16 protein-coding genes are annotated in these 23,561 nt (G+C 73.7%); 5 read left to right on the top strand and 11 right to left on the bottom strand.

Features of this window, described 5'->3' with window-relative positions:
• The first annotated feature begins 4 nt into the window (after positions 1-4).
• The gene (locus AC07DW_RS15195) at positions 5-2,167 is read left to right on the top strand and encodes a xanthine dehydrogenase family protein molybdopterin-binding subunit (protein ID WP_478858112.1); all 2,163 of its coding nucleotides are present in this window, start codon (positions 5-7) and stop codon (positions 2,165-2,167) included.
• A gap of 38 nt (positions 2,168-2,205) precedes the next feature.
• Here the strand turns inward: AC07DW_RS15195 and AC07DW_RS15190 are convergent, their stop codons facing one another.
• The gene (locus AC07DW_RS15190) at positions 2,206-3,090 is read right to left on the bottom strand and encodes an IS982 family transposase (protein WP_478858111.1); all 885 of its coding nucleotides are present in this window, start codon (positions 3,088-3,090) and stop codon (positions 2,206-2,208) included.
• Between the two features lie 77 nt (positions 3,091-3,167).
• On the opposite strand from AC07DW_RS15190, the gene AC07DW_RS15185 reads away from it, so the two are divergent.
• Positions 3,168-4,103, top strand: coding sequence for a glutaminase (locus AC07DW_RS15185; protein ID WP_478858110.1), 936 nt, complete (start codon positions 3,168-3,170; stop codon positions 4,101-4,103).
• Here AC07DW_RS15185 and AC07DW_RS15180 read toward each other — a convergent pair whose 3' ends face one another.
• The gene (locus tag AC07DW_RS15180) at positions 4,104-5,756 is read right to left on the bottom strand and encodes an IclR family transcriptional regulator domain-containing protein (RefSeq protein ID WP_478858109.1); all 1,653 of its coding nucleotides are present in this window, start codon (positions 5,754-5,756) and stop codon (positions 4,104-4,106) included.
• 373 nt (positions 5,757-6,129) lie between these two features.
• Between AC07DW_RS15180 and ctaD the strand changes: the two genes are divergently transcribed.
• On the top strand, positions 6,130-7,872 hold the full coding sequence (gene ctaD, locus AC07DW_RS15175) for an aa3-type cytochrome oxidase subunit I (protein WP_478858108.1): 1,743 nt from the start codon (positions 6,130-6,132) through the stop codon (positions 7,870-7,872).
• Positions 7,873-7,878: 6 nt separating this feature from the next.
• Here the strand turns inward: ctaD and AC07DW_RS15170 are convergent, their stop codons facing one another.
• Positions 7,879-8,529, bottom strand: coding sequence for a phosphoribosyltransferase (locus AC07DW_RS15170; RefSeq protein ID WP_478858107.1), 651 nt, complete (start codon positions 8,527-8,529; stop codon positions 7,879-7,881).
• Between the two features lie 167 nt (positions 8,530-8,696).
• On the opposite strand from AC07DW_RS15170, the gene AC07DW_RS15165 reads away from it, so the two are divergent.
• Positions 8,697-11,036: a phosphoketolase family protein gene (locus tag AC07DW_RS15165; RefSeq protein WP_478858106.1), complete on the top strand. Its 2,340-nt coding sequence runs from the start codon at positions 8,697-8,699 to the stop codon at positions 11,034-11,036.
• On the opposite strand, the gene AC07DW_RS15160 is transcribed toward AC07DW_RS15165, so the two are convergent.
• From AC07DW_RS15160 to AC07DW_RS15135, 6 genes are all read right to left on the bottom strand, one after another.
• On the bottom strand, positions 11,011-11,514 hold the full coding sequence (locus AC07DW_RS15160) for a GNAT family N-acetyltransferase (RefSeq protein ID WP_478858105.1): 504 nt from the start codon (positions 11,512-11,514) through the stop codon (positions 11,011-11,013). The genes AC07DW_RS15165 and AC07DW_RS15160 overlap by 26 nt on opposite strands.
• 190 nt (positions 11,515-11,704) lie before the next feature.
• Positions 11,705-13,030 carry a lysine N(6)-hydroxylase/L-ornithine N(5)-oxygenase family protein gene (locus tag AC07DW_RS15155; RefSeq protein WP_478858104.1) on the bottom strand — a complete coding sequence of 442 codons (1,326 nt, stop codon included), beginning with the start codon at positions 13,028-13,030 and terminating at the stop codon, positions 11,705-11,707.
• Positions 13,027-13,611 (bottom strand): GNAT family N-acetyltransferase, encoded by a 585-nt coding sequence (locus AC07DW_RS15150; protein ID WP_478858103.1) that lies wholly within the window; start codon positions 13,609-13,611, stop codon positions 13,027-13,029. The genes AC07DW_RS15155 and AC07DW_RS15150 overlap by 4 nt, the downstream gene beginning before the upstream one ends.
• Positions 13,608-15,395 carry an IucA/IucC family protein gene (locus AC07DW_RS15145; RefSeq protein WP_478858102.1) on the bottom strand — a complete coding sequence of 596 codons (1,788 nt, stop codon included), beginning with the start codon at positions 15,393-15,395 and terminating at the stop codon, positions 13,608-13,610. The genes AC07DW_RS15150 and AC07DW_RS15145 overlap by 4 nt, the downstream gene beginning before the upstream one ends.
• On the bottom strand, positions 15,392-16,930 hold the full coding sequence (locus AC07DW_RS15140; RefSeq protein WP_478858101.1) for a pyridoxal phosphate-dependent decarboxylase family protein: 1,539 nt from the start codon (positions 16,928-16,930) through the stop codon (positions 15,392-15,394). Before AC07DW_RS15140 ends, AC07DW_RS15145 begins: the two co-directional genes overlap by 4 nt.
• Before the next feature lie 11 nt (positions 16,931-16,941).
• On the bottom strand, positions 16,942-18,753 hold the full coding sequence (locus tag AC07DW_RS15135) for an IucA/IucC family protein (protein ID WP_478858100.1): 1,812 nt from the start codon (positions 18,751-18,753) through the stop codon (positions 16,942-16,944).
• Positions 18,754-18,946: 193 nt separating this feature from the next.
• Between AC07DW_RS15135 and AC07DW_RS15130 the strand changes: the two genes are divergently transcribed.
• Entirely contained in the window at positions 18,947-20,470 is a 1,524-nt protein-coding gene (locus AC07DW_RS15130; protein ID WP_478858099.1) for an MFS transporter, read from the top strand.
• A 10-nt stretch (positions 20,471-20,480) separates the two neighbouring features.
• On the opposite strand, the gene AC07DW_RS15125 is transcribed toward AC07DW_RS15130, so the two are convergent.
• Together AC07DW_RS15125 and AC07DW_RS15120 are read right to left on the bottom strand one after the other, a co-directional pair.
• Positions 20,481-22,556, bottom strand: a complete 2,076-nt coding sequence (locus AC07DW_RS15125) for an iron ABC transporter permease (RefSeq protein ID WP_478858098.1) — start codon at positions 22,554-22,556, stop codon at positions 20,481-20,483.
• Positions 22,556-23,551, bottom strand: coding sequence for an ABC transporter substrate-binding protein (locus AC07DW_RS15120; RefSeq protein WP_478858097.1), 996 nt, complete (start codon positions 23,549-23,551; stop codon positions 22,556-22,558). Before AC07DW_RS15120 ends, AC07DW_RS15125 begins: the two co-directional genes overlap by 1 nt.
• Positions 23,552-23,561 lie beyond the last annotated feature (10 nt).

The raw sequence follows: 23,561 nt of genomic DNA, 5'->3' as shown, positions 1-23,561 counted from the left end.
AGCGATGCACTCCACCCGTGCCCGGGTGCCCGCCGCACCCGCCCCCGCCCTCGGTGTCGCCACCGAGCGGATAGAGGGACGCGACAAGGTCACCGGCACCGCCCGCTACGCCGGCGAGCACGCCCACACGCCGCCCGACTGCGCCTACGCCTGGCCCGTCCCGGCCACCGTGCCCCGCGGCCGGGTGACTGCCGTCGACACGGCCGAGGCCCTCGCCCTGCCCGGCACCCTCGCCGTCCTCACCCCCGGCACGGCACCGCGCCTCGGCGAGTCCGACGACCCCACGCTCGCCGTCCTCCAGGACGACGCCGTGCCGCACCGCGGCTGGTACGTCGCGCTCGCCGTGGCCGAGACGCTGGAGGACGCCCGGGCCGCGGCGGCGGCCGTCCGCGTCGGCTGCGCCACCGAGCCCCACCACGTCACCCTCACCGATGACCACCCGGACGCCTACCGGCCCGACCTGGGCGACGGCGGCCAGGCGGCGCGGCGCGAGCGCGGTGACGCCGAGGGCGCCTTCGCCGACGCGCCCGTCCGCGTGGACGCCACGTACCGCGTCCCGCCGCTGCACAACCACCCGATGGAGCCGCACGCCGCCTTCGCCCGCTGGGACGGGGAGGGTGACGGGGCCCATCTCACGGTGTACGACTCCAGCCAGGGCTCCGACCCGGTCCGCAGCACCCTCGCGAAACTCTTCCGCCTGCCCCCCGACCGGGTGACGGTGGTGTCCGAGCACGTGGGCGGCGGGTTCGGCTCCAAGGGCACCCCGCGCCCGCACGTGGTGCTCGCCGCGATGGCCGCCCGCCACACCGGCCGCCCCGTCAAGCTCGCCCTGCCCCGGGGCCACCTCGCGGCGGTCGTCGGCCACCGCGCGCCGACCGTGCAGCGCGTACGGCTGGGCGCCGACCGGGACGGCAAGCTGCTCAGCCTCGGTCACGAGGTCACCGCCCACACCTCCCGCGTCAAGGAGTTCGTCGAACAGGCCGGCATCCCCGCCCGGGTGATGTACGCGTCGCCGCACAGCCTCACAGACCACCACGTGGTGCCCCTCGACGTGCCCACCCCCTCCTGGATGCGCGCCCCGGGCGAGGCACCCGGCATGTACGCGCTGGAGTCGGCCATGGACGAACTCGCCGACGCCGTCGGTCTCGACCCGATCGAGCTGCGGGTCCGCAACGAACCCGCCACCGAACCCGACAGCGGCCTGCCCTTCAGCAGCCGCAACCTCGTCGCGTGCCTGCGCGAGGGGGCCCGCCGGTTCGGCTGGGACGACCGCGACCCCCGCCCCGCCGCGCGCCGCGAGGGCAGGTGGCTCACCGGCACGGGGGTCGCCGCCGCCACCTACCCGGTGCTGGCCTCGCCGTCCACGGCCGGCGCCACCGCCCGCCACGACGGCGGCTACGACATCCGCGTCAACGCCACCGACATCGGCACCGGCGCCCGGACCGTCCTGGCCCAGATCGCCGCGGACGTGCTCGGCGTCGCGGTCGACTCCGTGACGATCAGCGTCGGCAGCACCCGGCTGCCGCGCGCCCCGCTGGCCGGCGGGTCGTCCGGCACCGCCTCCTGGGGCTGGGCCGTGCACCGGGCCTGTACGCATCTGGCCGAACGGCTGGCCCGGCACACCGGCCCGTTGCCGGCCGAGGGCATCACCGCCTTCGCCGACACCGCCGAGGAGACCGAGCGCACCCCGCCGTTCGCCCGGCACGCCTTCGGCGCCCACTTCGCCGAGGTCCAGGTCGACACCGGCACCGGGGAAGTGCGGGTCCGGCGGCTGCTCGGCGTGTACGCCGCCGGGCGGATCCTCAACCCGCGCACGGCCCGCTCCCAGTTCATCGGCGGCATGGTGATGGGGCTGGGGATGGCGCTGACCGAACACAGCACCGTCGACCCGGCCTTCGGTGGCTTCGCCGAGCGGGACCTCGCGTCCTACCACGTGCCGAGCAACGCCGACGTGCCGGACGTCGACGCCCACTGGATCGACGAGGACGACCCCCACCTCAACCCCATGGGCAGCAAGGGCATCGGCGAGATCGGCATCGTCGGCACCCCCGCCGCCATCGGCAACGCCGTGCACCACGCCACCGGCGTCCGCTTCCGCGAGCTGCCGCTGACCCCCGACCGGGTGCTGCCGGCCCTGGCCCGGGGAGTGCCCCGCCACCAGGCATGATCGGCAGGACACCCACTAGATGAATGAGTCCGATGTATTCAGTGGTCGTAGGCGATCAGGGATCGTTTGATCACGGCGCCGGTGGTCCAGTTGTGCCAGATGCCGGCGGCGAGGGCGAGGAGGCGTTGTCCGGTGCGGGCGAAGACGCCGGCTGGGGTTCTGCCGCCGTGCTGTTCGAGGCTGAGCTGGCCTTTAAGGGTGTCGATGACGGACTCGATCCACTGCCGGACGTGGGCGATACTTCCGTGCCGGGTCGGTTCGTCCTTGCGGTCCGGCCGCACCAGGTGAACGCCGAGGCGCTCGGTGCAGAAGGCCTCGAACTCCTTCCCGGCGAAGCCCTTGTCGGCGAGGATCACCTGCCCTTGGCGGATGAGGCGGTGGTCGCGTTGCAGCAGCGCGGCCATCACCTCCCGTTCCCCGGTCTTCGGGTTGGCCAGGCACCAGGTGACGGGCATGCCCTCCGCTGTGGTGACCAGGTAGAGGCGGAATCCCCAGAAGAACCGGGAATGGGAGCGGCAGAATCCGTAGCCGCAGTGCCCGGCCAGGTGGGAGCGTTTGACGGTCTCGCGGGAAGCCGCGCAGGGCAGCGGGGTGGAGTCGATCAGCCGCAGGTCGTCGTCCCAGGTGGGAACCTGCCGGGCCAGGGCCTCGATCACGTGGCTGATCAGCGGCCCGGCGGCGTTCAGGCGCTTGTTGTAGGCGGACTGCTGGGGCAGGTAGCGAAAGAGGTGTCCCAGCCGGGCGTGGGCGAAGCGGATCCAGTGCCGGGCCGAGGGGAATCCGAGCAGGACCTGGGCGACCGCGAGGCACAGCAGTTCGGCGTCCGTGAGTTTCGGGGGTCGCCCGATCCGGCGACGGGGGGCCACATGGTCGTCGATGAACACGTACAGTGCCGCCAGAAGGGCGTCCAGGCTGGTCTTCACACACAAGCCAACGGGCGCCCTTCGCCATGGTCGCGGCCAGCACAAACATCGGACTCATTCATCTAGAGTGGGCGACCGTGTCACCCTCTTTCCAGCCCGTCACCGACTTCCGGCCGGTCCTCGACCGGATCGCCGCCGACATCGCCGCCACCCCCGGCCGTGGCCGGCCCGCCGACTACATCCCGCTGCTCGCCGAGGCCGACCCGGGCCGCTTCGGGATGGCCGTGGCGGAGCTGGACGGCACCGTGTACGGGATCGGGGACTGGCGGCAGCCGTTCTCGGCCCAGTCGATCACCAAGGTGTTCACCCTCGCGCTCGTCCTGGCCATGGACGGCGGGGCGCTGTGGGAGGGCGTGGGCCGCGAGCCGTCCGGCAACCCGTTCAACTCCCTGGTGCAGCTGGAGTACGAGAACGGCATCCCGCGCAACCCGTTCATCAACGCGGGCGCCCTCGTCGTCACCGACCGGCTCCAGACCCTGACCGGCGACGCCTCCGGGACGCTGCGGGACTTCCTCCGCGCCGAGAGCGGCAACGCGGCGCTGGACTTCGACGAGCGGGTGGCCGCCTCGGAGTCCGCGCACGGCGACCGCAACGCCGCCCTGGCCCACTTCATGGCGTCGTACGGGAACATCGCCAACCCGGTGCCCGCCCTGCTCGGCCAGTACTTCCGTCAGTGCTCGGTGGAGGCGTCCTGCGCCGACCTGGCCCTGGCCGCCGGATTCCTGGCCCGCCACGGCATCAGGGCCGACGGCTCGACGCTGCTCACCCGCAGCCAGGCCAAGCAGATCAACGCGGTGATGCTGACGTGCGGGACGTACGACGCGGCTGGCGACTTCGCCTACCGCGTCGGCCTGCCCGGCAAGAGCGGCGTCGGCGGGGGCATCATCGCCGTCGTGCCCGGCCGCTGCACCTTGTGCGTCTGGAGCCCCGGCCTGGACCGGCGCGGCAACTCGGTGGCGGGCGTGGCGGCGCTGGACCGCTTCACGACCCTCACGGGGCTGTCCGTCTTCTGATCACGCCGTGGCGATCCGGGCGAAGCGGCCCGCGACCCGCAGGTCGGACTCGACGCGGTCCGCCGCCGCCCGCAGCTCCGGCAGCAGCTCGTCCACGCACTGCGCGGCGGTGCGGCGGACGCTGTGCATGGCGACGTTGACCGCCGCGACGACCGTCCCGGCCCGGTCGCGGACCGGTACGGCGAGGGAGCGCAGCCCCTCCTCCAGTTCCTCGTCGACGAGGGCGTACCCGGACCGGGCGACGGCGTCCAGGGCGGCGGCGAGCTCGCCCGGGTCGGTGACGGTGTGCGGGGTGAGCGGGCGCAGGTAGGTGCGGGCCAGCCGCTCGGTCCGCTCCGCCGGGGGGAGGGCGGCCAGCATGACCCGGCCCATCGAGGTCGCGTACGCCGGAAAGCGCGTCCCGACGGTGATGTTGACGCTCATGATGCGGCTGGTCGCGACCCGGGCCGTGTACTGGATGTCGTCGCCCGCGAGCACGGCCAGCGACGCCGAGTCGTGCACCCGGGTGGCGAGCGCCGCCAGGTGGGGCGCGGCGATGGCGGACAACGTGGTGCGGGACAGCGGGGGATAGCCGAGGTCCAGGACGCGCGGGGCCGGGCGGAACGTCCGCTCGTGGGCCGTGACGTACCCGAGGTGTTCCAGGGTGATCAGCGCGCGGCGCGCGGTGGCGCGGGCCAGGCCCGTCGCCTCGGCGACCTGGGTGAGCGTCAGGGCGTCCCGGCCCTCGCCGAACGCGGTCAGCACGGTCAGCCCGCGGGCCAGCGACTCGATGAAGTCCCGCCCCAGTTCCTGCTTGGACGCCCCGGTCCAGGCGGCCAGCCCGCCGGACGGGGCGGCCGGAGCGGGCGGCCGGGCGTCACGCAGCTCCCGCTCCATGTCCTGGACGGCCCCGCGCAGCCGGGGCAGGGCCGCGTCCCGCAGCGAGGCGGCGCCGTGCCGGCTGGTGTGGCTCACCACGCTCACCGCGCACGCCACCCGCCCGCCGGGCCCGCGCACCGGTACGGAGAGGGCGACCAGGCCGGGCTCGATGCGCTGGTCGTCCAGCGCCCAGCCGCGCTCCCGAGCCTCGGCGGCCCGCTGCTCGAACCGCTCTCCGTACGGCTCGGCCGGCGGCGGTACGTCGGGGTAGTCCCGGCCGTCGGGGTCGGCGGCGCGGTGCTCACGCCACCGCGTCCACTCCGCCGCCGTCCAGCCGGCGGCGAACAGCGGCCCGGGGCCGGTGCGCTCGGCGGGCAGCAGGTCGCCGATGCGGAAGCTGAGGGACATCGCGCGGCGCCGGGTCGTCTGGTGGACGAAGCGGATGCCGTCCCGGTCGGGGACCGCGAGGGACACCGACTCGTCCAGTTCGTCGGCGAGGGCGTCGGCGCGGGCGCCGAGCAGGTCGGGGAGGCGGATCGCGGCCAGGTAGGCGTTGCCCAGCTCCATCAGGCGCGGGGCGAGGGTGGCGTCGCGGCCGTCGAGGCGGACGTACCCCATGCGCGCCAGGGTGGCGGTGACCCGGTCGACGGTGGCGCGGGCGAGGCCGGTGGCGCGTTCCAGTTCGCTGAGGCGACACGTCCCGGCGGCACGGGTGAGCGCGCGCAGGACGGCGATGCCGCGGATGAGGGGGGCGACGGCCTCGGGCGGCGGCTGCGCGGGGCTTGTGGCGGTCATCGGATCTCCGTCGCTCGGGTCGGGCCGTCGGGCGTTGACGGCGTGGGGCACCGGCCGCACACTCACCCGGCCCGGATATGAAGTTTACTTCACTGGACGAACAGGAGGGCGGGCACAGGGCGGCACACCACCGTCGCAATCATCGGCGGCGGCCCGGCCGGACTGCTGCTCGCCCGCCGAACCGCAGCGCCGTACACGGTGACGTCCATCCCGGGAAGAAGACGGCCGGCCGCTGGCCAATACGGGTGACGTGTCCAGCGCCGTACGGGCGCAAAGGGGGTGGCGTCCCGGTGCGACTGCGTAGCGTTTCGGCATGCGGCAAGGGGGTACTTCGCCGCGCGTCCTGCCCGTGCGTGTGACGACGAGGATTCGTATGGTGACGACGACGGAGCCGGTCACCCCGGTACCGGTGGCACGACGCGGCCCGGGACGTGTCGTGGTGGCGTGGCTGACCACCACCGACCACAAGAAGATCGGGCACCTCTACCTGGCCACGTCGTTCGCGTTCTTCCTCGTCGCCGGCGCGCTCGCCCTGCTGATCCGGGCCGAACTCGCCCGCCCCGGGATGCAGTTGCTCTCCATGGAGCAGTACAACCAGGCGTTCACGCTGCACGGCACCCTGATGCTGCTGCTCTTCGCCACCCCCACCTTCGCGGGGTTCGCCAACGCCGTCATGCCGCTGCAGATCGGCTCACCGGACGTCGCGTTCCCCCGGCTCAACATGCTCTCGTACTGGCTCTTCCTCTTCGGCGGCCTCATCGTCATCGGCAGCCTGCTGACGCCCGACGGGAGCGCCGACTTCGGCTGGACGGCCTACACGCCGCTCAGCCGCGAGGAACGCTCCCCGAGCCTCGGCGCCGACCTGTGGATCATGGGGCTGGCGCTCTCCGGCTTCGGCACGATCCTCGGCGCGGTCAACTTCATCACCACCATCATCTGCATGCGCGCGCCGGGCATGACGATGTTCCGGATGCCCATCTTCACCTGGAACGTGCTGCTGACCTCGGTCCTGGTGCTGCTGGCCTTCCCGGTGCTCGCCGCCGCCCTCCTGTGCCTGGAGTCCGACCGGCGCTTCGGCTCCCACATCTTCGACCCGGCCAACGGCGGAGCCCTGCTGTGGCAGCACCTCTTCTGGTTCTTCGGCCACCCCGAGGTCTACATCCTGGCCCTGCCGTTCTTCGGCGTCGTGACCGAGATCCTCCCCGTCTTCTCCCGCAAACCGCTCTTCGGCTACATCGGGCTGATCGGCGCCACCATCGCCATCACCGGCCTGTCCGTCGTGGTGTGGGCGCACCACATGTTCGCCACCGGCGCCGTCCTCCTGCCGTTCTTCTCCTTCGTGAGCTTCCTCATCGCCGTACCCACCGGAGTGAAGTTCTTCAACTGGGCGGGCACGCTGTGGAAGGGCTCCCTGACGTTCGAGACCCCGATGCTGTGGGCCGTCGGATTCCTCGTCACGTTCCTCTTCGGCGGCCTCACCGGCGTCATCCTCGCCTCACCGCCGATGGACTTCCACGTCACCGACTCGTACTTCGTCGTCGCCCACTTCCACTACGTGCTCTTCGGCACGATCGTCTTCGCGATGTTCGCCGGATTCCACTTCTGGTGGCCCAAGATGACCGGCACCATGCTCGACGAACGCCTCGGGAAGATCCACTTCTGGACCCTCTTCGCGGGCTTCCACACGACCTTCCTGGTGCAGCACTGGCTCGGCGCGGAAGGCATGCCGCGGCGCTACGCCGACTACCTCGCCGCCGACGGGTTCACCGCCCTCAACACCGTCTCGTCCATCGGCTCGTTCCTGCTCGGCCTGTCCACCCTGCCGTTCCTCTACAACGTCTGGAAGACCGCCAGGTACGGCAAGCGCGTCGAGGTCGACGACCCCTGGGGCTACGGCCGCTCCCTGGAGTGGGCGACGTCCTGCCCGCCGCCCCGCCACAACTTCACGACCCTGCCCCGCATCCGCTCCGAGTCGCCGGCCTTCGACCTGCACCACCCCGAGATCGCCGAGGTGGAGAAGGCACACACCGGGGGTCGCCGCGACGTCCTCGAACCCGGCCGGGGCATCGCGTCCCCGCTGGGCGGGCCGGACGAGCGCGGCGAGGGGCACGCCTGACCGGCGTCAGCCGCCGCGCGCGGCCCGCAGGGTCCGCACCACCTCGTCGTCGGTGAGCTGGGCGAAGTCGTCGTACCACTGTCCCACCGCCTCGAAGCGCGGCGGCTGGTACACGTACACGATCTCGTCGGCCTCCCCCCGCAGCGCCGCCGTAGCCTGCGACGAGCACACCGGCACCGCCAGCAGCAGACGGGCGGGGGACGCGGCCCGCACGGCCCGCAGCGCGGCCCGCGCCGTGACCCCGGTCGCCAGCCCGTCGTCCACCACCACGACCGTCCGCCCGCCGAGCACCGGAGCGGGCCGGCCGCCGCGGTACAGCTCCTCGCGGCGGCGCGCCTCCCGCCGCTCGGCGTCCACCCGGTCGCTCAGCCGCCCGGGGGTCAGGCCGAGCACCGTGAGCGCCCGCTCGTCGAAGACCGGCGGCTCCTCCCCGACCAGCGCCCCGATCCCGACCTCCGGATTGAACGGCGCGCCGATCTTCCGGACGACGAGCACGTCCAGCGGCGCCCCCAGCGCCCCGGCGACCTCGTCGGCCACGGGCACACCCCCGCGCGGCAGCGCCAGCACCACCGGGTCCTCCAGCAGGCCCTGCCGCCGGCGCTCGACAAGTGGGGCGGCCAGTTCACGCCCGGCCTCCCTGCGGTCCTGGAAACGCATCGCGCCGCCTCGCCTCCGTCTCGTGTACGCCCCGGACCCACGGGTACCGCCGCAGCGGGCCGTGACACCCCCGCCGGTGGGCCGACCGGCGTACACACCCGCGCATGACCCCCCGCGACGGGGTACCGGGAGAACGGGCAGTCACGGCGTACGAGGGAAGGTGCTTCATGGAGCGGGACACCGACGGAACCGAGGCGTACCGGCGGGCCGCCGACTACATCGCCGCCACCCTGATCTTCCTCCGGGGCAACGTCCTGCTCCGCGAGCCGCTCCGCCGCGAGCACCTCAAGCCGCGGCTGCTCGGCCACTGGGGCTCCTGCCCCGGCATCACCATGGTGTACGCGGCCCTCAACGCCCTCATCAAGGAGCGCGGCAGCGACGTCCTCCTGGTCACCGGACCCGGCCACGGCGCACCCGCCAACCACGCCAACCTGTGGCTGGAGGGCACCCACGAGCACTACGACCCCGCGCTCGAGCGCACCGAACGCGGCCTCGAGGAACTCGCCCGCCGCTACTGCGCACCCGACGGGTTCCCCAGCCACCTCTCCCCGGCCGTCCCGGGCACCATCCACGAGGGCGGCGAACTCGGCTACGCCCTGGCGACCGCCTTCGGCGCCGCCCTCGACGCCCCCGGCCGGCTGGTGGCCTGCATCGTCGGGGACGGCGAGGCGGAGACCGGCCCGACCGCCGGCGCGTGGCACTCCACCAAATACCTCGACCCCGCCACCAGCGGTGCCGTGCTGCCGGTGCTCCACCTCAACGGCTACAAGATCTCCTCGCCGACGCTCTTCGCCACCATGACGGACGACGAGCTGACGGCGCTGTTCCGGGGCTACGGCTGGGACCCCCGCATCGTCGACGCGGCCACCGACCCCGGCGCGGTGACCGCCGCGGTGCGCGACGCCCACACGGCCATCACGGACATCCAGCGCCGCGCCCGGGACGGCGACCCGCCCGCGCGGCCCGCCTGGCCGATGCTCGTGCTGCGCAGCCTCAAGGGCCAGGGCGCCCCGCACGAGGTCGGCGGCCGCCGCATCGAGGGCACCTTCCACTCCCACCAGGTCCCGCTGGCCCGGGTCCACGAGGACGACCAACAGTTCGAGGCCCTGGAGGACTGGCTGCGGTCCTACCGGCCGCACGAGCTGTTCGACGAGGAGGGCCGCCCCCGGCCGCACGTCCTCGCCGCCTGCCCCGAGGGCGGGCGCCGCATCGGCATGAACCCCGCCGGCGACGGAGGCCGGCTGCGCCGCCCGCTGGACCTGCCGCCGCTCGAACCGTACGCCGTCGACGTCGGCGCGGGCCCCGGGACCGCCTCCGCCAGCCCCAACCGGGTGCTGGCCGCCTGGCTCACCGAGATCACCCACCGGACCGAGAGCAGCCGCGACTTCCGCATCATGTCGCCGGACGAACTCGCCTCCAACAAGCTCGACAGCGTCCTCGGCGCCACCGGACGCGCCTACACATGGCCGGTGGAGGAGTACGCCGAGGACCTGGCCCGCGACGGGCGCGTCATGGAGGTCCTGTCCGAGCACAACTGCCAGGGCTGGCTCCAGGGTTACCTCCAGACCGGCCGCCACGGCCTGTTCCCGACGTACGAGGCGTTCGCCTCCGTCGTGGACAGCATGCTCAACCAGTACGCCAAGTGGCTGAAGATGTCCCACGAAGTGCCCTGGCGCACCCCCGTCAGCAGCCTGACGTACTTGCTGACCAGCGAGGGATGGCGCCAGGAGCACAACGGCTACAGCCACCAGGGGCCCGGCTTCATCAACAACCTGCTGACCAAGAAGAGCACCGTGACCGGCGTCCACCTCCCGCCCGACGCCAACACCCTGCTCGCCACCATGGAGCGGCTGTTCACCGACACCGGCCGGATCAACCTGGTCGTGTCCGGCAAGCACACCTCGGCCCAGTGGCTCGGCCTGGCCGACGCCCGCCGCCACTGCGAGGCGGGGGCGTCCACCTGGCGGTGGGCGTCCACCGGCGACGGCGAGGACCCGGAGGTGATCCTCGCCTGCGCCGGCGGCATCCCGACGGTCGAGACGCTCGCCGCGGTCGACCTGCTGCGCCACGACCTGCCGGACGCGCGCGTCCGGGTCGTCAACGTCGTGGACCTGTGCGTGCTCGCCCCGCCGGACCGGCACCCGCACGGCATGGCGGACGCCGACTTCCGGGACCTGTTCGGCACCGACACCCCCGTGGTGTTCGACTTCCACGGCTACCCGGCGGCCGTGCACCAGCTGCTGCACGGCCGGCCCCGCCCGGACCGCTTCCACGTCCGGGGGTACGCCGAGGAGGGCACCACGACCACGCCGTACGACCTCCTCGTCAGCAACGGCGTCTCGCGGCACGACCTCGCCATCACCGCGCTCGGCCACCTGCGCGGCCGGCCGACGGTCACCGGCGACCTCGCGGCCGCCTACGCCCACCGCCGGGACCGGCTGCGCGCGGAGCTGCGCCGCACCGGGGTCGACCCGGCCGAGATCACCGAGTGGAAGTGGCGGCCCTGACGCGGAATCGGGCCGTCGTCCCGTCCTCGCTCCAGCGCTCCAGCCCCGCCTTCTCCAGGACCCGGACCGAGGCGGGGTTCGACAGCTCCACCGTCGCGCACACCGTGTGCACGCCCGGAGCGGTCAGACCGTGCGCCGCCATCGCCCGGGTGGCCTCGGAGGCGTAGCCCCGGCCGCGGCGGGAGGCGACGACGCCGTACCCCACCTCCAGCACGCCGTCGGACGGCGGCCAGAACAGGCCGATGGAGCCGACGACGAGGCCGCCGTCCCGCTCGGCGATCAGGCGCTGGCCGTGGGCGCCGAGGCTTTCGGGGTGCTCGCCGACGAAGCCCGCGATGACGCGGTCGCCCTCGGCGGGGAAGTCCTCCGCCCAGTGGGGGAGGCGGGTGCCGCCGAGCACGGCGCCGAGGTCCTCGGAGGACCACGGCCGCAGCACGAGGCGGTCGGTGAACAGATCGGTGGTGGAAAGAGAGGACACGCGACACTCCTGGTCGTGGGGAAGGACCGGGTCGCGCCTCCGCCGGCTAGCGACGCGCGGCGACCCGGAGGTGGGCATGCTGATGAGGCGTGTGGCGGGCCATATTCATCAACCTCCCTCGTCGGTGCCGGTGCGGTGATGATCTTAACAAGGAGCCCGCCGGACCGGAGGGCGGTCCGGCGGGCCCGGCTCACGACACCGCCCTCGGTACGTCGAAGCTGGTGAACGCGCTCCGTTTCGGCAGCCGGTAGGCCTCCCGCCCGGTGACCGCGTTCAGGATCGTGGCGTTGCGCACGGCCCCGATGTCCAGGTTCGGGGCCGAGACGCCGTGGCTGTGGATCTCGGCGTTGGCCACGAAGACGCGGCCGGTGACGCCGTCGGCGAGCTCGACCGAGTGGTCGGCCCGGACGCGCGGGCGGCCGCGGTCGTCCCGCAGCAGCAGGTCGTCCACCGGAGCGAGGAAGGCGGGCGTCCGGTCGCGGTAGCCCGTGGCGGCCACCACCAGGCCGGTGGTGTGCGCGAAGGTCTCGCCCGTGTCCCGGTGACGGCACGTCAGCACCGCGCCGCCCGACTCCCCGTCGACGGCCGCCGACTCCACCGTGATGCCGAAGCGCAGCTCCACCTCGGCGAGCCCGTGCTCCAGCTGGCGCCGGTAGAGCAGCTCGTGGATCTCCTCCAGGGTGTCGGTGGAGACGCCCTTGTAGAACTGCCACTGCTCCTTCACCAGCCGGTCGCGCACGTCCTGCGGCAGGGAGTGGAAGTACCGCATGTACGCCGGGGTCGTCAGCTCCAGGTTCATCTTGGTGTAGTCGAGCGGCGCGAACGACGAGGTGCGGGTCAGCCAGCTCACCGCCGGCCCGCCCGCCACGTTCCGCCCGAGCAGGTCCACCACCACCTCGGCGCCCGACTGACCGGAGCCGACGACCGTGACCTTCCCCGCCGCCGCCACGTCGGCCGCCCGGTACAGGTAGTCGGAGGTGTGCAGCAGCATCGACCCGGGCAGCTCCGCCAGCGCGTCCGGGACGTGCGGAGCGGTACCGATGCCCAGCACGAGGTCGCGGGCGCGCATCCGCAGCCGGGTGCCGTCACCGCGTACCACGTCCACGGTGAACCGCTGCTCCGCCGCGTCCCACCGCACCTCCTCCGCCTGGTGCGAGAAGCGGACGGAGGGCAGTCTCGCCGCCGCCCAGCGCAGGTAGTCCTCGTACTCGCGGCGCGAGGGGAAGAAGTTCTCCCGCACGGTGAACGTGTACAGCCGGTCCATGTCGTGCAGGTAGGCGAGGAACGACAGGGGGTGCCAGGGGGCGACGAGGGTGACGAGGTCGGCGAGGAAGTTCACCTGCATCGACGCGTCGCCGAACATCATCCCCCGGTGCCAGGTGAGTTCGGGCCGCTCCTCCAGGACGACCAGGTCGACGTCGTCGACGGTGGAGGCCAGCGCGGCGAGGCCCAGGTTGAAGGGGCCGCAGCCGATGGCCACCACGTCGTGGTCACCGGTCGGGACGGTTCCGGTCATCGGGGCATGTCCTTCTCGCGGCGCGGACGGACCATCAGGGCGGCGGTCTTGTCGGGGAAGGAGATCTTTCCGGCGGGGCGGAAGCCCGCCGCCTCGAACGCCCTCAGCGAGGGCGCGTTGGTCACGTCGGGTTCGGCGACCACCCGGGCGCAATCGGGGTCGGCGGCCAGCAGGCCCTCCGCCAGGTCCCGCAGCAGGGCTCGACCCAGCCCCTGGCCGGTCCGGCTCTCCTCGCCGATGGCGATGTGGACGCCCAGGTCGTGGGGCAGCTCGGCGTAGTGGCCGGCGAGCCGGTCCCGCACCACCCGGTAGACCTCGATGTACGCGAACGGCCGGCCGTCCAGGTCGACCAGCACCGGCAGGATCGCGTCGCCCGCGAGGTGCCCGGCGATCTCCTCGTACCAGCGCTCGCGCGGCCACGCCTGGTGCCAGAAGGCGTCGATGTGCGCCGACTGCATCCAGCCGTGCACCAGGTCCAGGTCGGCACCCTCGGCCCGGGCCGGCCGGGCCGACCAGGGGGCGCGCAGTAAGGGCAGCGGCGGGCCCGGGACGGTGGACGCGGCCGACTGTGCCGAGGTCATGCGGTGGCCTCCTTGAGGGGGTTGGGGGCGTCGAGGTAGACGGACTGGGCGTCGAGGGGGGCGAGGACCTCGTCGATGCCGTGCAGCCGGGTCAGCAGATTGCCCTTGCACGGCAGGGTGGCGGCCTCCAGCCAGCGGCGCGCCAGCCGGTCGCCGTCCGGCCCGGCGGCGGCGAGCGCGGGCAGCGCGGCCCGGAGCCGGCCGGCGAGCACGGCGAGCAGGTCCCGCTCGTCCGCCAGGCCGTCGACGGCGAGGCAGCCGACGACCGACAGCGCCTGGTTGCGCAGCAGGTAGTACGAGAGCCGGTCGTCGACGAGGGCGTCGTCGACCACCGCGAGCGTCGACGAGTCCGACCCGAGTCGCTTCAGCAGCCCCGGCAGGTGCGACGCCGCCAGGTAGTAGCCCTGGTTGTCGCGGAAGACCGAGCCGGTGACCCGGCCCGCCGCGTCCAGCCGGACCAGGGTGTTCTGCTGGTGCGCCTCCAGGCCGATGCCGGTCGCGGCGTACAGGTGCAGCATCGGCACCAGCACCTTGTCGGTGTAGTCGGCCGTCCACCGCTCGGCCGCCCCGGGCCCGAGCGCGGCGACCAGTTCACCCAGCGGGCTGCGGCCCAGACCGGGGCGCGGGGCGACCAGGCCCACCAGGCAGCGCAGGTCGGCGATGCCGTCCGGGACCTCGCGCACGGCCACGTCGAGGCCGGTCACGTCCGGCCCTCCGGGGCGGCCCGGCTCGTCCACCGCGAGCCAGGCGGGATCGCGGGTGATGGCGAAGCCGGGGTGCGCGAGGAGGGTGCTCTCGGCGTACCCGGCGTCCAGGAGCCGGTTGATCTCCAGGCCGCGGCGCAGCTCCGTACGGGTGGACTCGCGGCGGGAGTTGGTCAGCCGCAGCCCGAGCGAGAGCTTCAGCATCACCTCGGCGTCCGGCCGGTACACCGTCCGCACGCTGGAGGTGGGCCACCACTCGGGCCCCAGCTCACCGAGCGGCTTCAGCGCGCCCGAGGCGACCAGCGCCCTGATCCGGGGCCGGTGCAGCAGGTCCCGGGCCTGCCAGGGGTGGGCGGGCACCAGTACCCGCCCGTCGTCCGGGCGCCGCCCGGCCAGATCGGCGAGGAGGGCCACGGTGTCGCGGCCCGCCAGCGAGGGCGCTCCCGCGACCGCGTCGTGGGAGACGACCGACTCGTCGGCGGCGAACCAGTGCAGCCGGAACGAGCCGCGCAGCTCGGGCGAGAAGGCGGCGGCGTCCCGGTCCGAGATGCCGTCCCGGCTCTTGGGCGCCGGGTGGTTCAAGTGGCCCAGCAGCAAGCCCTGTTCCGCGTCCAGGAAGCCGTCCACACCGGGCGGCGGCTCCGGCCGGGCCCGTCGCTCGGAGATGAACGTCGCGACCCGGCGTACGGACTCGGCGGTGCGCTCCACGAGGTCGGCGACCTCCCCGGCCGGGACGCCGCCGGGGCGGCCGCCGCCGCGCACGGCCGCCTCGGTGGCCAGCAGCGCGACCGCAGTCACCGGGTCGGCGGCCGGGCCGAGCGGCCCGCCGGGGCCCTCCAGACGGGCGGGGGCGAACCGGTGCCAGCCGGTGGGGGAGCAGTGCGTCACCTCGGTGACGAGGGCCAGCCCGGTCGTGGGCAGTTCCACCCGGAGCGGGCCGGGCGCGACCGGCGTGCCGGTCTCCCGCAGCCAGCACCGCAGCAGCGCCTCGATGTGGGCGTGCTCGGCGGCGCCCCGCGCGTCCGGCGCGTGCAACGGGTCCTGGCGGGTGGTGGTTGCCGCCGTGGTGGTGATGCTCATGCGGCGCCCTCCTCGATGAGTCGTTCACAGGTGCGGCCGGCGTCGAGGACGGTGTCCACGAGACCGTCGATGTCGTCGGTGGTGGCGGTGGGGTTGAGCAGGGTGAACTTCAGGCACACCCGCTTGGGCGAGCCCGGTCCGCCCGTCCTCGCCTCGGTGCGCCCGATGAGGGCGGTGCCGGACTCCAGCAGCAGGCGGCGCACGGCGCCGTTCAGCTCGTCGGAGGCGGCCGGGTCCGCGGTGCGGTAGCGGAACAGCACCGTGGTCAGCTCGGCCGGGGCGACCAGTTCGAGCCCCGGTTCGGCGGCGATGCGCCGCTCGGCGTGGCGGGCGAGGTCGTGGCACGCGTCGACCATGCGGCCCAGGCCGGCGCGGCCGTACGCCAGCAGCGTGGCGGCGGCCTTCACCGCGTCGGGGCGGCGCGTGGTCTGGAGGCTGCGGCCGAGGAGCCCGTCGTATCCGGCCTCGGCGTCGTCCACCGGGTTGAGGTAGGCGACCTCGCGGTCCAGCGAGGTGAACGCGGTCGTGTCGGAGACCAGCAGCACACTGGTGGCGGCGGGCTGCCAGCCGATCTTGTGGAGGTCCAGTGTGACCGAGTCGGCCAGCTCGAGGCCGGCCAGGCGGGTGGCCAGCCGCTGCGAGAACAGCGCGCCGAACCCGTACGCGGCGTCGACGTGCAGCCACATGCCGTGCCCGGCCGCGATCTCGGCGATCTCCGGCAGCGGGTCGATCGAGCCGAAGTCCGTGGTCCCGGCGGTGGCGACCACCGCGACGGGCGTCCGGTCCGGGCCGAGCGCGTCGAGGGCGGCGGCCAGCGCGTCCGGCCGCATGCGGCGGCGCTCGTCGACGGGCACCGGGTGTACGGCGGACTCGCCCAGCCCGAGGGCGGCGCAGGCGCGGTGGGTGGAGAAGTGGGCCAGCTCGGAGCAGAACACCACCGGCCGGGGCAGCGCCGCGACCCCCTGCTCCCGGGCGTCGACGCCCCGCCGCAGCGCGGCGGCGTCGCGGGCCAGCAGCAGGCCCATCAGGTTGGACAGCGACCCGCCGGGCGTGAGGACGCCGTCGGCGCGCTCGCCCAGGCCGGCCAGCCGGATCAGTACGCCGATGAGCCAGCGCTCCACGGCGAGGGCGGAGGCCCCGGAGTCGTAGGTGTCCAGGGAGGCGTTGTGGGCGCTCACCAGGGTGTCGGCGGCGACGGCGACCGCCAGCGGCGGCGGCTGGAGGTGGGCGGCTGCGCGGGGGTGGGACAGGTCGATGCCGCCCTCGACCAGCAGGGTCGTCAGCAGCTGGAGCGCGGCCTTGGGGCCGAGCCCCTCGGCGGGCAGCTCGTCGGGCCCCAGCGCGCGCGAGGCGGCGGCGAGGACCTCGGCGGGGGTGCCCGCCGGGACGGGGCCGGCGGGTCTGCGCGCGGCCGACGCGGTGTCGACCGCCTCGGCGAGCGTGGCGAGGACCTCGGCGAGCCCCTCGTGGGAGCCGGCCAGCAGGGCCGGCGGGAAGGGGGACAGCGGGGGCCGTGTCCCGGTCAGCGGTGTCACGCCCGGTCTCCTCAGTGCTCGGCCAGCGGGTTGGGGTGCGTGCCGTTCGGGTACAGCGCGTGCCGCAGTGCGCGGTCGGTGTACCGGGTGACCACGATCCGGTCGCGGTTGAGGCCGTAGCGGGGGATCTCGGGGGTGAGCAGGTCGTACTCCGCGAACCGCCCGGACAGTTCCGGGAACCGCCGCTGGAAGTCGAGGATCGTCTGCCGGACCAGTCGCCAGAACGTCTTCTCCGGTACGCCGAGCTGGTCGGCGCAGAGCGGCGCGAGGTAGCGGAAGTGGCCGACGAAGATCTGGTCGACGACGTGCTGCTTGATGATCGACGGGTGTTTGCGGGGCAGTACGTGGTCGTGCCCGTCCGGCTCGGGACCGCGCTCGGGCACGTCGGTGAACGACACGCACACGTCGTCCACGAAGTCCTTCAGGTACAGGCGGGCCGGCACGTCGTTCTCGTCGTACCCGATCAGCGTGTTCTGCCCGTGCGGGTTGAAGGTGACGCCGTACCGGTACAGCACGTGCATGATCGGGACGAGGAGGGTGTCGAACAGGCGCCGCAGCCACTCCCGCGGGTCGAGTCCGGAGGCGCGGACGAGTTCGGCGACGAACGCGTCGCCCGCGCTGTCGACGTGCAGCAGGGAGGCGAAGGTGCGCACCCGTTCGCCGGGCTCCCTGCGCGCCGACACCGAGTCGCGCCAGATGCAGCCGAGGGTCTCCAGGTGCTGGTAGGGCGCGTCGTCGAGCTTGGTCAGGTAGGGGTGCCGGACGGTCACCGAGGCGACCTCGCCGAGGAACACGGTGCGGCACTCCTCGGTCAGGAACGCGTCGCGCTCCACGAGGCCGCGCAGCCACTGGGTGACGACGGGCGCGCCCATGGTGCAGTGCGGCGGGATGCCGCGCCAGACGAGGGTGTTGAGGATCTTCAGGGGGAGTTTGACGTCGTACCGCTCGGGGGTGGTGACGTTGGCCATGGTCCGGATGGACTGTCCGGGCAGGTACGCGTCGGGGCTCTCGCCCAGCGGGATGATGCGGCGCTGCGCCACGTCGGCGGCGTGCAGGATCTGGACGGCGTGGTCCCACTGCCAGGGGTGGACGGGCAGCCAGACGTAGCCCTCGGGGTCGACCCCGGCATCCTGGAGGACGGCGGTGAACCTCTGGCGGGTCTCCTCGTCCAGCTCCCGTGCCAGCACCTGCTTTTCGGACAGTTCGGAGGTGCCGCGGAACTCGGCCAGGCCGCGGTGGACGGCCACCCAGAGGAGTGTCAGGGTCTGCGCGGACTCGGGGGCGTACCGGCGTACGTCGGTGGCGGAGAAGCCGATGCGCCCCTTGTTGGCCACGAGGAGGTTGTGCCCGGTCATGCGGCACTCCAGCTCGGTGTGGTCCAGGGCGCGCATCTCGGCCACGGTCTCGCCGCCGTGGGTGAGGCGGGCGGCGTCGACGGCCAGCGTGGCGGAGAGTTCGGTGAGGTACGTGGCGATGGTCGACGGGTCGCTGCCGATCGTCGACGCCGCCTCGATCAGGAACTCCTGCGCGTCCCAGGCCGGCTGGGCTATAGAGTTCCCGAGCATGCTGGTGGCGGTGCGGGTGATCGACGCGGGGTCGACGCGCAGCCAGCCGAACGCGCCGGGCGTGGCCGTGAAGGCGTACGTGGTGCCGCTGTCGAGGTCGACGCGGTGGCCGCCGTCTCCGGTCTCGACCGCCTTGAGCATGTCCTCGAAACACCACTCGCCCAGCGCTTTGGCGAGAAGCCGTCGGTTGGCCTCCCGCCATGCCGCGGGGGTGACGTCCGGCAGCGCGGGCACGGGATGGTCGGCGGGGGTGGGCATCTGGCGGCTCCGATGTCTGTCCGGATCATTGCGCTCGAACGCCTGGACGTCCAAGCGGAGTTAGATTAGGTTAGGCTTACCTAATGGGCAAGGTCAACTTTCGGCCATGAAGCCCCAGTTGACGACTGACGCCTCGTCAGTCACGAGGTGCCGATCGGGGTCAAGAAACCCCATTTCCTGGAGGTGATCAGCGGTGCCCTCCCGCCGTCGTACCCCGCGCTGGACCTTCGCCCTGGTCAGCGCCGGTGGCGTGATGATGACCCTGGACGTGACCGTGGTGAACGTCGCCCTGTCCGACATCGCCCGGGATGTCGAAGCGGGACTCGGCAGGGTGCAGTGGACCGTTTCGGCCTACTCGCTGGCGTTCGGCGCGCTGCTCCTGACCGCCGGCGCCCTCTCCGACCGGGTAGGACGCCGCACCGTGTTCACCGCCGGCATGGCGCTGTTCACCCTCGCGTCGGCCGGGTGCGGCCTTGCACCGGACGCCGGCACTCTCATCGCCGCCCGCGCCGCCCAAGGACTGGGCGGCGCGCTGGTGTTCGCCCCGACCCTGGCGCTGCTGGCCGCCGCGTACGAAGGCGCCCGCCGCCAGGCCGCGATAGCCGCCTTCGCCGCCATCGCCTCCGCGGCGGGCGCCCTCGGCCCCATCGTCGGCGGCCTGTTCGTCCAGGTGCTCGGATGGCGCTGGATCTTCCTGGTCAACGTGCCCATCGGCATCCTGGTCGTGGCCGGCGCGCTCACCCGGATGCCCGAGTCGGTGGCGCCGCGGGACGCCCGGCGCCGGCTGGACCCGACCGGCGCGGCCCTCGGCGTCGGCGCGCTCCTGGCGCTCCACTACCCCCTGGTCTCCGGCCCCGATTCCGGCTGGGCGGCGCCGCGGGTGCTGCTCTCGGCGGCCGTCGGCGTCCTCCTCGCCATCGCCCTCGTCGCCAGCCAGCGGCGCGGCGACGGCCTGCTCGACCTGACCCTCCTGAAGGTCCGGGCGTTCTCCGGCGCCGCCGTGCTCGGCTTCCTGGCCAGGCTGACCAGCCTCGGCGTGCTGGCCTTCGTCACCCTGTGGCTCCAGAGCACCCACGCGTACTCCCCGCTCGAAGTCGGGCTGCACCTCCTGCCGCTCACCGGCAGCCTGCTGGTCACCGGGCTCTTCGTCGCCCGGCTGCAACGGGCGTTCCCGCCCGACCTGCTGGTCGCCGCCGGCTTCGCCGCCCAAGGGCTGGGGCTGACCGGGCTGGCAGCCGCCGGGACCGGCCTCGGTGACGCCGGCCGGGCCGTCACCGTGGTCGCGCTGGTGCTCCTCGGCATCGGAGGGGCCGTCATCTTCCCGCCGCTCATGGGCATCGCGGTCGGCGCCGCACCCGCGGACCGGGCGGGGATGGCCTCCGGGCTGACCAACGCCTGCTACCCGCTCGGCACGGCGACCGGCGTCGCGGTCTTCGGCGCGGTCTTCTCCGCCCGGCTGAGCGACGGGCTCGCGACCGCCCCGGGCGTCACCGGACCGGTGCGCGAGGCCGTCGAGACCGGGCGGCTCGACCTGCTCGACCCCGCGCTCCAGCCACTCGCCCGCACGGCCTTCTCCGGTGCGTTCACCGCCGTGTGCCTCGCCTCCGCGTTCGTCTGCCTGCTCGGCGTCCTGGCCGCCCGGACGCTCCGGGCCGGGGCGGCGGCCGCCGGGGGTACCGCCGAGCGCCCCCGGTCCCGTATCGCTCAGACCTCCTGAACCCCGCCGGTCAAAGCCGCCGCAGCAGCCACACCAGGTACGGGGCGCCGACCAGCGCCGTGACGATGCCAACCGGGATCTCCGTCGGGGCCAGCAGCCAGCGCCCCAGGGCGTCCGACGACACCACCAGCACCGCCCCCAGGACGGCGGCCGTCGGCACCATCCGGGCCGTGTCGTTGCCGACGATCCGCCGGGCCAGATGCGGGGCGACCAGCCCGACGAAGCCGACCGCGCCCACCGCCGCCGCCGTACCCGCCGCCAGCACCGCGCCCGCGCCGAGCACCAGCAGCCGGGCGCGGCCCAGCTCCAGCCCGAGGGCGCGCGGCAGTTCGTCACCGAGCGACAGCAGGTTCACCGGCCGGGCCACGATCACCAGCACCACCGCGACCAGCGCCGGCAGCGCGAGCCAGCCGAGCGCGGAGAAGTCCCGGGCGTACGTACTACCCGCGAGCCAGCCGAGCGCGGACGAGACGTTCATCTGCACGCTGACCACCATGATGTTGACCAGCGCCATCGAGGTGGCGGCGGCACCCAGGCCCACCAGCACCACCCGGGTCGGGTCCAGCCCGGTCCGCCCGTCCTTGGCGTTCCCGCGTGCGACCAGCACCACCAGGGCGAGCATCGCGACGCCGCCGATGCCCGCCGCGGCCGGCAGGGCCACCAGCGGCGCCGACGGCACGGCGACGATGACCGCGATCGCGCCGAGCGACGCCCCGCCGGTCACCCCCACGAGCCCCGGCTCGGCCAGCGGGTTGCGCACGACCGCCTGCACCGCCGCCCCGGCCACCGCCAGGCACGCCCCGGCCAGCGCGGCCACCAGGATGCGGGGGAGCCGGTAGTCCACCACCGCTTCGGTGATCTGCTCCCCGGAACCGAACAGCGCCGTGACGAGCCCGCTCCAGGTGATCTCCACATCGCCCACCCGCAGCGAGACGGCGATCGCGACGGCCAGCGCCACCAGCCCGCCGCCCAGCACCACCGCGAACGCCGGGGCGCGCCGCCGGCCGGACACCACCACCGCGGCGCCCGTGTCGGCGTCCCCCGTGCTCACCCGGCGGGCCAGCGCCATGAACACGGGCCCGCCGATCAGCGCCGTCACCACACCGACCGGGATCTCCGCCGGCTGCGTGGCGGACGGCGTCACGATCAGCTGGGCGGCCGCGTCGGCGCCGAGGACCAGCGTGGACGCCAGCAGCGCCGCCATCGGGATGAGCAGCGCGTGCGTGCGGATCCCCAGCTGCCGCACGACCACCGGTCCGATCAGCCCGACGAAGCCGATCGGGCCGGCGAGCGACACGGCCGCCGCCGACAGCAGCACGGCGACCAGGAAGGCGGCGGGGCGCACCCGTTCCACCCGTACGCCCATGGCCTCGGCCGTCTCGTCCCCCAGCGCCAGCAGGTCCAGCGGCCGCGCCAGCAGCGGGGCGAGCAGCGCGCCGGCGGCTACGACCGCGCCGAGCGTCAGGGGCCGCTCCAGACCCGACTGCATCAGGGTGCCGTTGCCCCAGAAGAACAGTCCCCGGGTCGCCTGCACATCGAGCATCTGGAGGAACTCGGCGCCCGCGGTGCCGGCCAGCGCCACGGTCGCACCGGCGAGCAGCACCCGGCCGGGCGTCATCACACCGCTGCGGCTGAGCAGGTACACCACCGCGACCGCGACCAGCCCGCCGAGGAACGCGGCGCCGCCGGCCGGGACCGGGCCGAGGCTGATCCCGGTGAAGGCCACCAGCACCACGGCGAAGTACGCCCCGGCGTTCACGCCCAGGGTGTCGGGCGCCGCCAGCGGGTTGCGGGTCGCGCCCTGGACGAGCACGCCCGAGACGCCGAGCGCGACGCCGACGACCAGCCCGGTCAGCGTGCGCGGCAGGCGGCTGCCGAGCAGCACGTCCTCGGTACGGGCGTCGCCGTGGCCGAGGAGCAGCTCCAGGATGTCGCCGATGCCGACGCCGGACACCCCGAGACCGAGGTGGACCACGCCGACCAGACACAGGGCGAGGGACAGGCCGCCGCCCACGAGCACGGCCCGTGGGCGGCGGCCGGGCAGACGGGCGGCGGGTGCGGCCGTCGTCAGTCCTTCCGGAGTCATCAGACCTTCAGAGCCTTGCCGGTCTCGTCGAGGATGTGCATCGCCGACAGCGGACCGCCGAAGAGCCAGGTGCCCGGGTCGAGCGCCAGGGCCTTGTCCGTCTTGACGAACTCCAGGCCCTTCCACACCGCGTTGCCGGCGAGGTCGCCGGTGAACGGGTTGTCGGCGGCGGCGGCGACGTACAGGAAGGTCGCGTCCTTCTCGACCTTGGTCAGGCCCTCGACGCCGACCGTGGTCATGCCCCAGGCGTCGGACTGGCCCTTCCAGCCGTTCTTCAGCCCGGCCAGGCCCAGCACCTGCGGGGCGATCGCGTCGTCGGTGAGCATACGGATCGAGGCGGCGCCGTTGGCGGTGAAGCCCTGCGCGAGCGCGTACTTCAGGCCGCTCTTGCCCGCCTTGTCCAGCCGGCCCTTCAGCTCGGCGGCCTTGGCGTCGATCCGCCCGGCCACCTCGGCGGCCTTGTCCTCCTTGCCGACCGCCTTCGCCAGCTCGCCGAAGTTCTTCTTCATCGTCGCCAGCTGCGGCTTGGTGGTGTAGGTGAAGGACAGCACCGGAGCGATGGCCTGCAGCTGCTTCAGGTTGGCCTTCGACCGGTCGTTGTCGATCACGATGAGGTCCGGCTGGAGGGCGCGGATCTTCTCCAGGCTGGGCTCGTTGCGGTCGCCCACGTCGGTCACCTTGTCCGGCAGGTCCGCGCCCTCGGCGGTGATCCAGGTGCCGTAGCCCTTGTTGTCGGCGTTGCCCACCGGGGTGACGCCGAGCGCGACCAGTTCCTCGGTGTACGTCCACTCCAGCGCCACGACCTTGGCCGCCGGCTTGTCCAGGGCGACCTTGCCCTGGGCGGTGTCGACGGTGATCTTCCCGTTCGCGGCCTTGTCCCCGCCGGTCCCGCCGTCCGCCGTCTCGCCCACCGTGCCGGACCCGCAGCCAGTGGCGGTCAGTACCAGGGCCACAGCGGTTCCGCCGGCCGCGAGGGCGCGCAGCATTTTTCGCATGGTGAATCTC

This window comes from Streptomyces sp. NPDC045701, assembly GCF_056432045.1.
This window is presented reverse-complemented; position numbering and strand designations above follow the sequence as displayed.

What these genes read in the sequence shown, in the direction of transcription:
- AC07DW_RS15195 (WP_478858112.1), top strand. Translation starts at nt 5, where the DNA reads ATGCACTCCACCCGTGCCCGGGTGCCCGCCGCACCCGCCCCCGCCCTC.
- AC07DW_RS15180 (WP_478858109.1), bottom strand. Translation starts at nt 5,756, where the DNA reads ATGACCGCCACAAGCCCCGCGCAGCCGCCGCCCGAGGCCGTCGCCCCC.
- ctaD (WP_478858108.1), top strand. Translation starts at nt 6,130, where the DNA reads ATGGTGACGACGACGGAGCCGGTCACCCCGGTACCGGTGGCACGACGC.
- AC07DW_RS15170 (WP_478858107.1), bottom strand. Translation starts at nt 8,529, where the DNA reads ATGCGTTTCCAGGACCGCAGGGAGGCCGGGCGTGAACTGGCCGCCCCA.
- AC07DW_RS15165 (WP_478858106.1), top strand. Translation starts at nt 8,697, where the DNA reads ATGGAGCGGGACACCGACGGAACCGAGGCGTACCGGCGGGCCGCCGAC.
- AC07DW_RS15155 (WP_478858104.1), bottom strand. Translation starts at nt 13,030, where the DNA reads ATGACCGGAACCGTCCCGACCGGTGACCACGACGTGGTGGCCATCGGC.
- AC07DW_RS15150 (WP_478858103.1), bottom strand. Translation starts at nt 13,611, where the DNA reads ATGACCTCGGCACAGTCGGCCGCGTCCACCGTCCCGGGCCCGCCGCTG.
- AC07DW_RS15145 (WP_478858102.1), bottom strand. Translation starts at nt 15,395, where the DNA reads ATGAGCATCACCACCACGGCGGCAACCACCACCCGCCAGGACCCGTTG.
- AC07DW_RS15135 (WP_478858100.1), bottom strand. Translation starts at nt 18,753, where the DNA reads ATGCCCACCCCCGCCGACCATCCCGTGCCCGCGCTGCCGGACGTCACC.
- AC07DW_RS15125 (WP_478858098.1), bottom strand. Translation starts at nt 22,556, where the DNA reads ATGACTCCGGAAGGACTGACGACGGCCGCACCCGCCGCCCGTCTGCCC.
- AC07DW_RS15120 (WP_478858097.1), bottom strand. Translation starts at nt 23,551, where the DNA reads ATGCGAAAAATGCTGCGCGCCCTCGCGGCCGGCGGAACCGCTGTGGCC.